Annotated in this window: 11 protein-coding genes; 9 read left to right on the forward strand and 2 right to left on the reverse strand. The window is 61.2% G+C overall.

The genetic code is table 11. The features are described from left to right. From BI292_RS04990 to BI292_RS05010, 4 genes are all read left to right on the forward strand, one after another. Positions 1-472: APC family permease (locus BI292_RS04990; protein WP_157831209.1), on the forward strand; the 472-nt coding region annotated here is incomplete at its 5' end. Between the two features lie 120 nt (positions 473-592). Further along, complete coding sequence (locus BI292_RS04995) at positions 593-1609, forward strand: arginine N-succinyltransferase (protein ID WP_101207184.1); 1017 nt, start codon at positions 593-595, stop codon at positions 1607-1609. Between the two features lie 61 nt (positions 1610-1670). After that, positions 1671-2705 carry an arginine N-succinyltransferase gene (gene astA, locus BI292_RS05000; RefSeq protein WP_092270277.1) on the forward strand — a complete coding sequence of 345 codons (1035 nt, stop codon included), beginning with the start codon at positions 1671-1673 and terminating at the stop codon, positions 2703-2705. A 349-nt stretch (positions 2706-3054) separates the two neighbouring features. Continuing rightward, complete coding sequence (locus tag BI292_RS05010) at positions 3055-3924, forward strand: oxaloacetate decarboxylase (protein WP_101207186.1); 870 nt, start codon at positions 3055-3057, stop codon at positions 3922-3924. A 75-nt stretch (positions 3925-3999) separates the two neighbouring features. Here the strand turns inward: BI292_RS05010 and BI292_RS05015 are convergent, their stop codons facing one another. Both BI292_RS05015 and BI292_RS05020 read right to left on the reverse strand, forming a co-directional pair. Then, positions 4000-5241, reverse strand: a complete 1242-nt coding sequence (locus BI292_RS05015) for a M20/M25/M40 family metallo-hydrolase (RefSeq protein WP_101207187.1) — start codon at positions 5239-5241, stop codon at positions 4000-4002. A 253-nt stretch (positions 5242-5494) separates the two neighbouring features. Continuing rightward, complete coding sequence (locus tag BI292_RS05020) at positions 5495-6568, reverse strand: diguanylate cyclase (RefSeq protein ID WP_101207188.1); 1074 nt, start codon at positions 6566-6568, stop codon at positions 5495-5497. A 334-nt stretch (positions 6569-6902) separates the two neighbouring features. Between BI292_RS05020 and BI292_RS05025 the strand changes: the two genes are divergently transcribed. The 5 genes from BI292_RS05025 to glcF form a co-directional block, all read left to right on the forward strand. Next, a complete protein-coding gene (locus tag BI292_RS05025; RefSeq protein WP_101207189.1) occupies positions 6903-8357 on the forward strand; it encodes an NAD(P)/FAD-dependent oxidoreductase in 1455 nt (484 codons plus the stop codon). Positions 8358-8378: 21 nt separating this feature from the next. Further along, a complete protein-coding gene (locus BI292_RS05030) occupies positions 8379-9305 on the forward strand; it encodes an alpha/beta fold hydrolase (RefSeq protein ID WP_101207190.1) in 927 nt (308 codons plus the stop codon). 218 nt (positions 9306-9523) lie between these two features. Then, positions 9524-11023 (forward strand): glycolate oxidase subunit GlcD, encoded by a 1500-nt coding sequence (gene glcD / locus BI292_RS05035; RefSeq protein ID WP_101207191.1) that lies wholly within the window; start codon positions 9524-9526, stop codon positions 11021-11023. Then, complete coding sequence (gene glcE, locus BI292_RS05040; protein ID WP_101207192.1) at positions 11023-12072, forward strand: glycolate oxidase subunit GlcE; 1050 nt, start codon at positions 11023-11025, stop codon at positions 12070-12072. The genes glcD and glcE overlap by 1 nt, the downstream gene beginning before the upstream one ends. A 1-nt stretch (position 12073) precedes the next feature. Further along, positions 12074-12712, forward strand: a 639-nt coding sequence (gene glcF, locus BI292_RS05045) for a glycolate oxidase subunit GlcF (protein ID WP_101207193.1), incomplete at its 3' end; no start/stop codon positions are given.

The following is a 12712-nucleotide window of genomic DNA, read 5'->3' on the forward strand; positions in this document are numbered from 1 at the left end:
GGCCTGGGGCGTGGCGGTCGCCATCACTTCACAAGCGGCGGTGTCGCGGCTGCTGTTCGGCATGGCGCGCGACGGCAAACTGCCGAAGGTGCTGGCCAAAGTCCATCCGAAACACAACACGCCGTACATCAGCATTTACCTGGTGGCCGTGCTGTCGCTGGTGATCTGCTACTTGTTCATCAATTCGGTCGACACCCTGACCTCGCTGGTGAACTTCGGCGCGCTGAGCGGTTTCATGCTGCTGCACCTGACCGTGATCAATTACTACTGGCGCCGGCAGAAATCCGGCCAGGTGATTCGTCACCTGCTGTGCCCGGTGATCGGCTTCATCATCGTCGCGGCCATCATGTACAACATGGGCGTTGATGCGCAGAAGCTCGGCTTGATCTGGATCGCGCTGGGTCTGGTCTATCTGTTCTTCCTCAACAAACTGGGCGCCAGCACAACGCTGCCGGACCCGAGCAACGTCTGACAATAAAAAGGGCGGCGTCTGACAACAAATCAGGCGACCGCTGCTTTAACGCGTGGAAACCGACAGTGATAGTCAGGTTCGGCGGAAAACCGTCGAACCCTTTGATACAGGAGTGCATCCATGCTGGTCTTACGTCCAGTCGAACTGACCGACCTGCCCCAGTTGCAGCAACTGGCCCGCGACAGCCTGGTGGGCGTGACCTCGCTGCCGGACGACAGCGAACGCTTGCGGGAAAAGATCCTCGATTCCAACGATTCGTTTAACCGGGACGTTGAAAGCAATGGCCCGGAAAACTACTTCTTCGTCCTCGAAGACCTGGCCACCGAGCGCCTGACCGGTTGCTCGGAAATCCTCGCCACTGCCGGGTTCGCCGAACCGTTCTACAGCCTGCGCAACCGCCACTTCACCAGCGCCTCGCGCGAACTGAACATCGAACACGGCGTGCCGGCGCTGTCGTTGTGCCACGACCTCAGCGGCCACACCTTGCTGCGCGGCTTTCACATTGACGCGGCGCTGGTGCGCACGCCGTTTTCCGAATTGCTTTCGCGCGCGCGACTGCTATTTATCGCGGCGCACGCGGCACGCTTTTCCGAAGCAGTGATTACCGAAATCGTTGGTTACAGCGATGAACAAGGCCAGTCGCCGTTCTGGAATGCCTTGGGCAAACACTTTTTCGATCTGCCCTACGTTGAGGCCGAAAGGCTGTGCGGGCTGCAGAGCCGGACGTTTCTCGCTGAATTGATGCCGCATTACCCGATCTACGTGCCGATGCTGCCGCCAGCGGCGCAGGAATGCATTGGCCGGGTTCACCCCGATGGCCAGGAAGCGTTCGACATTCTTGAGCGTGAAGGCTTCGAAACCAACAGTTACATCGACCTGTTCGACGGCGGGCCGACGCTGTTCGCGCGCACTTCGACGATCAATTCGATCACCCGCAGTCACACGGCGCGGGTGCAGCAGGTTGAGGTCATCGAGGCGCGTGGCAGTTATCTGCTGAGCAATGATTCGCTCAGGGACTATCGGGCGATTGTCGCCGAACTGGCATTCAACGATGGGCAAACGGTGGGTCTGAGCGCCGAGATGTGCGCCGCGTTGCACGTGACCGACGGCAGCCCGATCCGGCTGATCGCCCTGTGAGCATCACCCGGCCCCGCGCCCAACGACAGCGCCCGAGCACGTGCGCAAAAGGAGCTGCATCATGATTGTCCGCCCGGTTAGCGTCGCCGACCTGCCCGCCTTGTTGGCGCTGGTGCAACAGGCCGGTCCGGGGTACACCACCCTGCCGGCCAACGAGGAACGGCTCGGCCATCGGGTGCGCTGGTCGCAACGCACGTTCGCCGAACAAGTCGAGCGCGCCGACGCCGATTATCTGTTCGTGCTCGAGGACGATGATCAGCAAGTGGTCGGGGTCAGTGCGCTGACCGGCGCCGTCGGCATTCGCGAGCCCTGGTACAACTATCGGGTCGGGCTGACGGTGAATTCGTCGCCGGACCTGGGCATTCAGCGGCAGATCCCGACGTTGTTCCTGAACAATGAAATGACCGGGCAATCGGAGCTGTGCTCGCTGTTTCTGCGGCCGGATCAGCGTCAGGGTTATAACGGGCGTTTGTTGTCGCTGGGGCGCTTGCTGTTTGTCGCCGAGTTCCGCCAGTTGTTCGGCGAAAAAATGATCGCCGAGCTGCGCGGCAGTGCCGACGAGCAAGGGCGTTCGCCGTTCTGGGACAGCCTGGGCCGGCACTTTTTCCAGATGGATTTCAGTTATGCCGATCAACTGTCGGGGCTCGGCAACAAATCCTTTATCGCCGAACTGATGCCGCGCCAGCCGCTGTACACCTGCCTGCTCACTGAACAGGCGCAAGCGGTGATTGGACAGGCCCACCCGAACACGCAACCGGCGTTGAAAATTCTCAATGCCGAGGGTTTTGCGCATAAGGACTACATCGACATCTTCGACGGCGGGCCGGTGATTGAGGCGCCGGTGGCGAAGATTCGCACGGTGCGCGACAGTCAGCCGCTGATTCTGGGCATCGGTACGCCGGATGATCAGGCGCCGGTGTGGCTGATCCACAACCGACGACTGGAGAACTGCCGGATCACTACGGCCCAGGCACGGTTGGTAGGTAACAGCCTGATCGTTGATCGATTGACCGCAAAACGCCTGCAACTGCAACCGGGCAACTCGGTGCGCGCGGTGCCGTTGCCGAATCAGGAGCAGCAGGCTGTGGCGGCCTGACTGCAACACCATGCGCCCCTGTAGCAGCTGGCGAAGCCTGCGTCGGGCTGCGAAGCGGCCCTAAAATTACCGACCCGGTACGCTTTGTTCACTCGATTGAGTGAATTTGTTTATGCAGGTTTATCCAATTGCGAGCGCTGCGCACTCGGACGCAGCCTTCGGCAGCTGCTACAAGGGGCTCGGCAAACTGACCGAAATCCAGCCAAGCCCAACCCCGCCGAGAGCGGTATCGTTTCACCCGAGTTTAAATTCGTCATCATCTTTGCCGCGCTCGCGTGATAGCCTTTTGTTCCTTCGGCGTTGACAGTTTTGTTCAAGCCCTTCCATTCCAATGCAGTGGTGGAACTATATGTCCAGGCTTTCCCATCAAGATTTGCGCCGTAACTTTCGTCAATTGCTGGCCTCCGATACCTGCTATCACACCGCCTCGGTGTTCGACCCGATGTCGGCGCGCATCGCCGCTGACCTGGGTTTTGAAGTCGGCATTCTCGGCGGCTCGGTCGCCTCGTTGCAGGTGCTGGGCGCCCCCGATTTCGCCCTGATCACCCTCAGTGAATTCGCCGAACAAGCCACCCGCATCGGCCGCGTCGCCCAATTGCCGGTGATCGCCGACGCCGACCACGGCTACGGCAACGCGCTCAATGTGATGCGCACCATCGTTGAACTGGAACGCGCCGGCATCGCCGCGCTGACCATCGAAGACACGTTGCTGCCCGCGCAATTCGGCCGTAAATCCACCGATCTGATCGGGGTTGCCGAAGGCGTCGGCAAGATCCGCGCGGCCCTCGAAGCCCGGGTCGACAAGGAAATGGCAATCATCGCCCGCACCAACGCGGGGATTCTGCCGATCCAGGAAATCATCAACCGCACCCAGCAATACCAGAACGCCGGCGCCGACGGCATTTGCATGGTGGGCGTGCAGGATTTCGACCAACTGGAAAAAATCGCCGAAAACCTCAACGTGCCGTTGATGCTGGTGACCTATGGCAACCCGGCGCTGCGCGACGACAAACGCCTCGCGGAACTGGGTGTGCGGGTGACGATCGACGGCCACGGCGCGTACTTTGCGGCGATCAAAGCGACTTACGACAGCCTGCGCGAACAACGCCAGATTTTCACCCAGGCCTCGGACCTGAGCGCGACCGAACTGACCCACACCTACACGCAGCCAGAAGAATACATTCGCTACGCCGAAGAGTTTATGCGCGTTAAAGAGTGATTACGGCCCCCGTCGCGACACCGCTCATCTGATCGTTCCCACGCCTAGCATGGGAACGACCTTTGGCGGTGTGGTTTAGCGCTTGGTCAATTCCATGATCATCCGCGACAGCAGATAGATCCGTGGCGCGACGCTTTCGACTTCGGCGTATTCCTCCGGTGTATGAATGTTGCCGCCGACAATCCCGAAACCGTCCAGCGTCGGCGTGCCAACGCCTGCCGAAAGACTCGCATCCGCCGCCCCACCGCTGCCTTCTTCGGTGAGTTTGCGGCCGATTTCGCCGTAAATCCCCTGCGCCATGGCCATCAGCCGATCCGACTCCGGCGTTTGCGGCATCGGCGGCAAACCGCGCTCCAGCGTGGTGGTGACTTCGGTGTCGGCGATCAACTTGTCCTTCGACACCCGCGCCAGATCCTTCTCGATCCGGTCGAACTCTTCCGGCACCGCTGCGCGCACATCGGCCTTGGCGGTGGCCTGATCCGGGATGACGTTGGTACGGTCGCCGGCCTTGAGCACGGTGAAATTGATCGTGGTTTTCTTCGCTTCGTCGCCCAATTTGCCCAATTGCAGAATCTGATGCGCGGCTTCCATCGCGGCGTTGCGCCCCAGCTCCGGCGCAACCCCGGCGTGGGCGGCTTTGCCCTTCACTTCGACGACGGCAGTGGCGCTGCCCTTGCGCCACACCACCAAACCATCGGCCGGGCGACCGGGTTCCAGATTGAGCGTGACGTCGTGGGCCTTGGCGGTTTTCTTGATCAGGTCGGTGGCGATGTCCGAGCCAGACTCTTCGCTGGCATCGAGCAGGAAAGTGATCTGCGCGTAATCCTTGAAGTCGAGATTTTTCAGGACTTTCAGCGCGTAGATCCCGGCAACGATGCCGCCCTTGTCATCCATCACGCCCGGCCCGTAGGCGCGACCGTCCTTGATGTGGAACGGACGCTCGGCGGCCGAACCTTCCTTGAACACCGTGTCCATGTGCGCCATCAGGAGGATTTTCGCTTTGCCGGTGCCTTTGAGCGTGGCAACCACGTGGCTGCTTTTGTCCGGAGTGTTGGGCACCCGTTCGATGCTGAAGCCAAGTTTTTTCAGCTCGTCGACGGCGATGTCGCTGACTTGGGTCAGGCCCGGTTCATAACCGGAACCGGAGTCGATGTTGACCAGTTTTTCCAGCAGTTTCAGCGCTTCGGCCTTGTACTGCTCGGAATCGGCGAGCACTTGTTTGTGCGGTTCGGCGAAGGCTGCCGGGGCGAAAACGCCGAGGGCGAAGGTCAGTGCGAGGCTGCTGGCCAGCGGGGAGCGAGCGAGTTTGAACGTCATGAATCGATCCTTGTTTCTCGTCGGGGGTCGTCGAACCCTACCGCACTGGGCCGCGAGGCTCTATACCGGATGCGACATCGACCGTCCGCAACGACACACATCTGTTGTAGCAGCTGCCGAAGGCTGCGTTCGGCTGCGCAGCAGTCGCAAAACCGCAGTAGGTGATTTCTCTGAAACGGTGGTGTTGTTTAAATTGGCGACTGCTGCGCAGCCGAACGCAGGCTTCGCCAGCTGCTACATAGGGCGATTATGATCAGACCGGATCGAGCAATTCACGCCGGGGCTTGCCGTCGCCGCAGCAGATTACCCGGTTGCGCCCGGTGCTCTTGGCTTCGTACAGCGCCTGATCGGCGTCGTTGAGCCACAACGTCGCATCGCTATGCGCCGGGTTGAACGCGGCGAGGCCAATGCTCAGGCTGACTTTCAATGCCGGGTTCTGTTCGTAGCCGAGGGTGGCGAAGCGATCGCGCAAGGCATCCATGACCATCGCGGCGCTGCTCAGCTGCAGGTCGGGGAGGATCACGCAGAATTCGTCGCCGCCGTAACGCCCGGCAACATCCGTGGCGCGCAGGTTTTGCTTGAGCATTTTGCTCAGTTGCCGCAGAACGATGTCCCCGGCGACATGGCCATAGGTGTCGTTGATCGATTTGAAGTGGTCGATGTCGATCAGCGCAATCGCCCCGCCCTGCTGCTGCCGATGACAACGCTGGAATTCGACTTCGAGCTGATCCTTCCAGGCGCCATGATTCAGCAGGCCGGTGAGGCTGTCGGTGCGGCTCAGCGCCAGCAGTTCGCGTTTGTGTCGGCCGAGGGTGTCGGCCTGGCGAAAGCAGATCCAGCCCAGCGCCAACGGGTACAGGCACAGCAACGGCAAACAGGCGTACAGCTGTGATTGGCTGGTTTGCGCGATGAACAACGGGGCGAAAATCAGCATGCCGGCGCCCATGCCGAAGATCTGCACCACCGTGCCGACCAGCAGAAAACGCAGGCCGCCGATGGCGACGTTGTTCATCGCCATCATTGAGATCGTGGTAGCGCTGGGCAGCGGATTGAATTGCATGGCCGCGACCCAGAAGCCGCCGAGAAAGGCGTCGACCAGCAAGTTGCGGTATTCGGCGTGATATGGCACTGGAGACCGGCGCGCCCATTGATAGGCCAGATGCGGCCAGAGCAAGCCGTTGAACAGCATCAGTGCCCAGACCCACGGCGCCGGATCGAGCGGGTGCATCGCTGCACTCACGCACAGTAAACCCAGGACCAGACCCAAGGTACGCGACGTGTAGAGACGCTTGGCGAGCGAAAGTCCCTTTCCTCCAGTTTTTGCCATAAAGGCCTCGATCACTGAACGGAATCTGATACCCGGGCTTGCGGGGGTGCTGGCAGTCTATCAGGGCGACGTCAAATAGCCATCACCGGCTGGCGGTGAATCCCCCGGCCCCGATTACGCCGCAACCCCCTGTAGGAGCGAGGCTTGCCCGCGAAGAATGCTGACGCGATTTGTCTGATGTACCGCGTTTTCGTTTTTTGCGGGCAAGCCTCGCTCCTGCTTGAGAAACATGACGCGGACATCTGGAAAACCGCGGCGCCGCTATCGCGAGCAAGCTTTGCTCCCACAAAAGCAGGCTATACATGTTGGGTGGGTTCAATAAACGAGGAGGCGCATGCAAACTTTTCAGGTGTTGATCATCGGCAGCGGTTTTGGCGGACAGTGTGCGGCGGTGAATTTGCTCAAGGCCGGCATCAGCGATTTTCGCCTGTTGGAGCGGCGGGATTTTTTCGGCGGCACCTGGTGCCAGAACACCTACCCCGGCGCCGCCGTCGACGTGCCCTCGCCCTTGTATTCGCTGTCCTTCGCGCCTTATCCATGGACGCAAATGTTCGCCGAACAAGCTGAACTGCAGCGCTACACCGAGCATGTGGTGGAGCAATTCGGTTTGCGCGACAAAGTCGAACTCGAGGCCAACGTCGAAGCCATCGAATGGGACGACGCCAATAAACGCTGGGCTGTGCACGTCGGCAGCAAAGGCACGTTCTACGCGCAGTTCCTAATCAACGCCACAGGGCCGCTCAGCCAACCGGTAATCCCACGCTTCGATGGCCAGGATCTGTTCCAGGGCAAGACCTTTCACACCAATCATTGGGATCATTCCTACGACTACCGCGGTAAACGGGTCGCGATCATCGGCAGCGGCGCGAGTGCCGCCCAGATCATTCCGGCGATTGCGCCCGAGGTCGAACACCTGCACGTATTCCAGCGCTCGGCGCACTGGGTGTTGCCGCGCGCCGACCGCAGGTTCGGGCGCTTTCAGCGTTGGCTGCTGGGACTGAAACCGGCCTACAAACTGCTGCGCTGGATGATCTACTGGCAATTCGAAACCCGGGTGATTGCGTTCAAATATTCCCGACCGGCGATTCATCTGGTGCAGCAGCACGCACTGCGTTTTCTCAAACGCCAAGTGCCTGACCCGGAGCTGCGCCGCAAACTGACTCCGGATTTCACTATCGGCTGCAAGCGGGTGATCGTTTCGAGCACGCTGTATCCTGCGCTGGCCCGGCCGAACGTCACGCTGCACAGCCGCGAACAGGCCATCGCCGCACTCGATGCAAGCGGAATCAATACCCTCGACGGCCAGCACATTGATGTCGACCTGATCGTCTGGTCGACCGGTTACGACGCCACCGATGGAGTGATTTCCTACCCGGTCACCGGCAAAAACGGCACGCGCCTCAACGACGTCTGGGCGCAATACCCGCGGGCGTATCTGGGCACCAGCCTGCCGGACTTTCCCAACTTGTTTATCGTCACCGGACCCAACACCGGCATCGGTCATACCTCGGCGCTGTTCATCATCGAATCGCAGATGAATTACATCCTCGGTTGCATTGGCACACTAAAAGAACAGGGTCTGCGCAGCATTGAAGTGCGCCCCGAAGCAGAACGTACCTACACTGAAATGATCCACCGGGAAATGGAACGCACGGTGTGGAAGTCCGGTGGCTGCAACAGTTGGTATCAAAGCAAGAGCGGTCATGTGATCGCCATGTTTCCGGGGTTCAGTTTCAGCTACCACCGTTTGACCCGAACGCTGAAACCCGCTGACCACATTCTGTCCTGATCACGTAAAAGGAAGCGCCTGATGCTTGTGTTGGTAGTCGCGATTGCGGTGTTTATAGCCTGGAGCTGGTTGAGTTACCCGGCCATCGGCCATTGGTTGTATGACCTGAGCATGGCCCTGGAGGCCAAGTTGTATCGGTTGCACAAGATTGTCGTGCCGATCAGCGAAATGACTGTTTCGACCTGGCAGGGCGGGCCTTACGAAGCGTCGAGTGCGGTGTTGATGCTGCACGGCTACAGCGCCGACAAGAACCTGTGGCTGCGTTTTGCCCGGCACTTTGTCGGCGATTACCGGGTAATCATTCCCGACCTCGCCGGCCATGGCGAAACCGGGTTCAAGGCCGGCGGCGGCTACGACATCGCGCTGCAAGCGAAACGCATGATCCAGTTGCTCGATGTCTGCGGGGTCGAGAAGGTCCACGTGATCGGCAATTCCATGGGCGGCTATATCGCGGCGTGGCTCGCGGCCACCTACCCCGAGCGCATTGCCTCGGTGGCGCTGATCGACCCGGCGGGCGTGACCGCGCCGGAAATCAGCGACCTGGAGCGCCAATTGGCCAAAGGCCACAATCCGTTTTTGATCAATTCCAAGGAAGAATTCCAGCAGTTTTACGCGATGACCATGGCCAACCCGCCGTGGGTGCCCGGCGTGGTGCTCGACGCGGTCGCCCAGCGCTACGAGCAGAACCGTGAGGAACTGGCGGAAATCTTTGAGGATTTTCGCGCCAGCCCGCCGATGGAGCCGAAACTCCCCGACATCAAATGCCCGGCGCTGTTGTTGTGGGGACGCAAGGATCGGCTGATCGACGTCAGCAGCGTCGCGGTGTGGAGCAAGGGCATCGACAATTTGCGCGTCGATATCTGGGAAGGCATCGGCCATATGCCGATGGTCGAGCAACCGGTGCGCGCGGCGCGGTTGTATCAAGAGTTTCTGAAACCGGGCGCATGACCCTTGTAGCAGCTGCCGGAGGCTGCGTTCGGCTGCGCAGCAGTCGTAAATTGGTAAATGCGCTATTTCAGGGGGGCAAGGATTTGGCGTCTGCTGCGCAGACGAACGCAGCCTTCGGCAGCTGCTACATGGAGCAAAGGCAAATTGCGGCGGGCGTTACATCAGGTACAAAAAGATTTGGCAACGGCTCAAGACGGCTTTCTGGAAGGGGCATTGCGATGAACATTCTTTACGACGAGCGTATCGACGGTGTCCTGCCAGACGTGGACAAAACTGCTGTGCGCAATCAGCTCAACCAGCAGATCCCCGACCTCGACCTGCTCTGGCGCGAAGAAGAACTCAAGCCATACGAATGCGATGGCCTCTCCGCGTATCGCACCACGCCAATGCTGGTCGCCCTGCCCCGGCGTCTGGAGCAAGTGCAGAAAATCCTCGAAATCTGCCACGCGCAACACGTGCCAGTGGTCGCGCGCGGCGCCGGTACCGGGTTGTCGGGCGGTGCTTTGCCGCTGGAAAAAGGCCTGCTGCTGGTAATGGCACGCTTCAACAACATCCTGCATATCGACCCCGCGGCACGCACCGCACGGGTCCAGCCCGGGGTGCGCAACCTGGCGATTTCCCAGGCTGCCGCGCCGTTCGGTCTGTATTACGCGCCGGACCCGTCGTCGCAAATCGCCTGTTCCATCGGCGGTAACGTCGCCGAAAACGCGGGCGGCGTGCACTGCCTCAAATACGGTTTGACCGTGCACAACTTGCTGAAACTCGAAGTGCTCACGGTCGAGGGCGAACGCCTGACGCTGGGCTCTGAAGCGCTCGATTCGCCCGGTTTCGACCTGCTCGCGCTGTTCACCGGCTCGGAAGGCTTGCTCGGGATCATCACCGAAGTCACGGTCAAACTGCTGCCCAAACCGCAGGTCGCGAAGGTCTTGCTGGCGAGTTTCGATTCCGTGGAAAAGGCTGGCCGCGCGGTCGCCGACATCATCGCCGCGGGGATCATCCCCGGCGGCCTGGAAATGATGGACAACCTGGCGATCCGCGCCGCCGAAGATTTTATCCACGCCGGTTACCCGGTCGACGCCGAGGCGATTTTGTTGTGTGAACTGGACGGCGTCGAAGCCGATGTTCACGACGATTGCCAACGCGTGCGCGAGGTCATGCAACAGGCCGGCGCCAGCGAAGTTCGCCAGGCGCAGGACGAGGCGGAACGCGTACGCTTCTGGGCCGGGCGCAAAAATGCATTCCCGGCGATCGGTCGCCTGTCGCCGGATTATTACTGCATGGACGGCACGATTCCGCGCCGCGAATTGCCCGGCGTGCTTGAGGGCATTGCCCGTCTCGGCGTCGAACATGGGTTGCGCGTCGCCAACGTTTTCCACGCCGGCGACGGCAACATGCACCCGCTGATCCTGTTCGACGCCAACCAGCCCGGCGAACTGGCGCGCGCCGAAGCGCTGGGCGGGCAAATCCTCGAACTGTGCGTGAAGGTCGGTGGCAGCATCACCGGCGAACATGGGGTCGGCCGCGAGAAAATCAATCAAATGTGCGCGCAGTTCAACAGCGACGAGTTGACCCTGTTTCACGCGGTCAAAGCCGCGTTCGATGCGCAAGGCCTGCTCAACCCCGGCAAAAATATCCCGACCCTGCACCGCTGCGCGGAATTCGGCGCGATGCACATCCACGCCGGGCAACTGCCGTTTCCTGAGTTGGAGCGTTTCTGATGAACGATTTCGATGCCAGCGAAGCGTTGCTCGCGCAGGTCAATCAGGCCCGCGACAACGCCACGCCGCTGCGCATCCAGGGCAGTAACAGCAAGGCGTTTCTCGGACGCGAGGTGGCCGGCGAAGTGCTCGACACTCGCGCCCATCGCGGCATCGTCAGCTACGACCCGACGGAATTGGTGGTCAGCGTGCGCGCCGGCACGCCGCTGAGCGAATTGCTGGCCGCGCTCGACGCCAAGGGGCAAATGCTCCCGTGCGAACCGCCGTCATTCGGCGACGGCGCCACGGTCGGCGGGATGATCGGCGCCGGGCTCTCCGGCCCACGGCGCCCTTGGTCAGGCTCGGTGCGCGACTTCGTCCTCGGCACGCGGCTGATCACCGGCCTCGGCAAACACCTGCGCTTTGGCGGCGAAGTGATGAAAAACGTCGCCGGTTATGACCTCTCGCGCTTGCTCGTGGGCAGTTACGGTTGCCTCGGCGTGCTGACCGACGTCTCGCTCAAAGTGCTGCCCAAACCGCGGCAATGCCTGAGCATCAGCCTGGAAATCGACAGCGCCCGCGCCCTGATCAAACTCGCCGAATGGGGCCAGCAACCGCTGCCGATCAGCGCCGCCAGCCACGATGGCCAGCGGTTGCATCTGCGCCTGGAGGGTGGCGAAGGCTCGGTGACGGCGGCCCATCAACGCCTCGGCGGCGAGCCGCTCGACTCGGGTTATTGGGCGCAACTGAACGAACAACGCCTGGCTTTTTTTGATGAGGGTTTGCCGCTGTGGCGGTTGTCCTTGCCGAACAATCTCGGGCCGTTGGCGCTGCCCGGCGAACAATTGATCGACTGGGCCGGCGCGCAACGCTGGTTGAAATCCGATGCCGACAATATTCAAGCGCTGGCCCACGAACTCGGCGGCCACGCGACCTGTTTCAGCCACGGCGCCAGTCAAACACCGTTCCAGCCACTGGCCCCGGCGTTGCTGCGTTATCACCGGCAACTCAAGGCGCAACTCGACCCGCAAGGGCTGTTCAACCCTGGCCGGATGTACGCGGAGTTCTAGCATGCAAACCACCCTCAGCGAACAATCGCGCAAACTGCCACGGGCCGCCGAAGCGGAAAAAATCCTCCGTACTTGCGTGCATTGCGGGTTCTGCAACGCCACGTGCCCGACCTATCAACTGCTCGGCGACGAGCTCGACGGCCCGCGCGGGCGCATCTACCTGATCAAGCAAGTGCTCGAAGGCGCGCCTGCCACCGCCAAAACCCAATTGCATCTGGACCGTTGCCTGTCATGTCGCAACTGCGAAACCACCTGCCCGTCCGGCGTCGATTATCACAATTTGTATGACATTGGCCGCGCCGTGGTCGATCAAGCGGTGCCGCGCACGCCCGGTCAACGCCTGTTGCGCGAAGGTTTGCGGGCGCTGGCGCCGAACCCCAACCTGTTCAAATCGCTGCTGCGAATCGGCGCGACGTTTCGTCCTTTGTTGCCACGCAATGTCGAAGCGAAGTTGCCTCACGATCTGCCAGTGACCGGTACACGCCCCACCATTCGGCACGCGCGCCGGGTGTTGCTGCTCGAAGGTTGCGTGCAACCGGGTTTGTCGCCGAACACCAACGCGGCGGCGGCGCGGGTGCTCGACCGCGTAGGAATCAGCGTGATTGCGGCGCCCGAGGCCGGTTGCTGCGGCGCGCTGGAT

The sequence above is a fragment of the Pseudomonas sp. 43NM1 genome (assembly GCF_002836905.1).
GTDB lineage: Bacteria > Pseudomonadota > Gammaproteobacteria > Pseudomonadales > Pseudomonadaceae > Aquipseudomonas > Aquipseudomonas prosekii.

What these genes read in the sequence shown, in the direction of transcription:
- BI292_RS05015 (WP_101207187.1), bottom strand. Translation starts at nt 5,241, where the DNA reads ATGACGTTCAAACTCGCTCGCTCCCCGCTGGCCAGCAGCCTCGCACTG.
- astA (WP_092270277.1), top strand. Translation starts at nt 1,671, where the DNA reads ATGATTGTCCGCCCGGTTAGCGTCGCCGACCTGCCCGCCTTGTTGGCG.
- glcE (WP_101207192.1), top strand. Translation starts at nt 11,023, where the DNA reads ATGAACGATTTCGATGCCAGCGAAGCGTTGCTCGCGCAGGTCAATCAG.
- BI292_RS05010 (WP_101207186.1), top strand. Translation starts at nt 3,055, where the DNA reads ATGTCCAGGCTTTCCCATCAAGATTTGCGCCGTAACTTTCGTCAATTG.
- BI292_RS05020 (WP_101207188.1), bottom strand. Translation starts at nt 6,568, where the DNA reads ATGGCAAAAACTGGAGGAAAGGGACTTTCGCTCGCCAAGCGTCTCTAC.
- BI292_RS05030 (WP_101207190.1), top strand. Translation starts at nt 8,379, where the DNA reads ATGCTTGTGTTGGTAGTCGCGATTGCGGTGTTTATAGCCTGGAGCTGG.
- BI292_RS05025 (WP_101207189.1), top strand. Translation starts at nt 6,903, where the DNA reads ATGCAAACTTTTCAGGTGTTGATCATCGGCAGCGGTTTTGGCGGACAG.
- BI292_RS04995 (WP_101207184.1), top strand. Translation starts at nt 593, where the DNA reads ATGCTGGTCTTACGTCCAGTCGAACTGACCGACCTGCCCCAGTTGCAG.
- glcD (WP_101207191.1), top strand. Translation starts at nt 9,524, where the DNA reads ATGAACATTCTTTACGACGAGCGTATCGACGGTGTCCTGCCAGACGTG.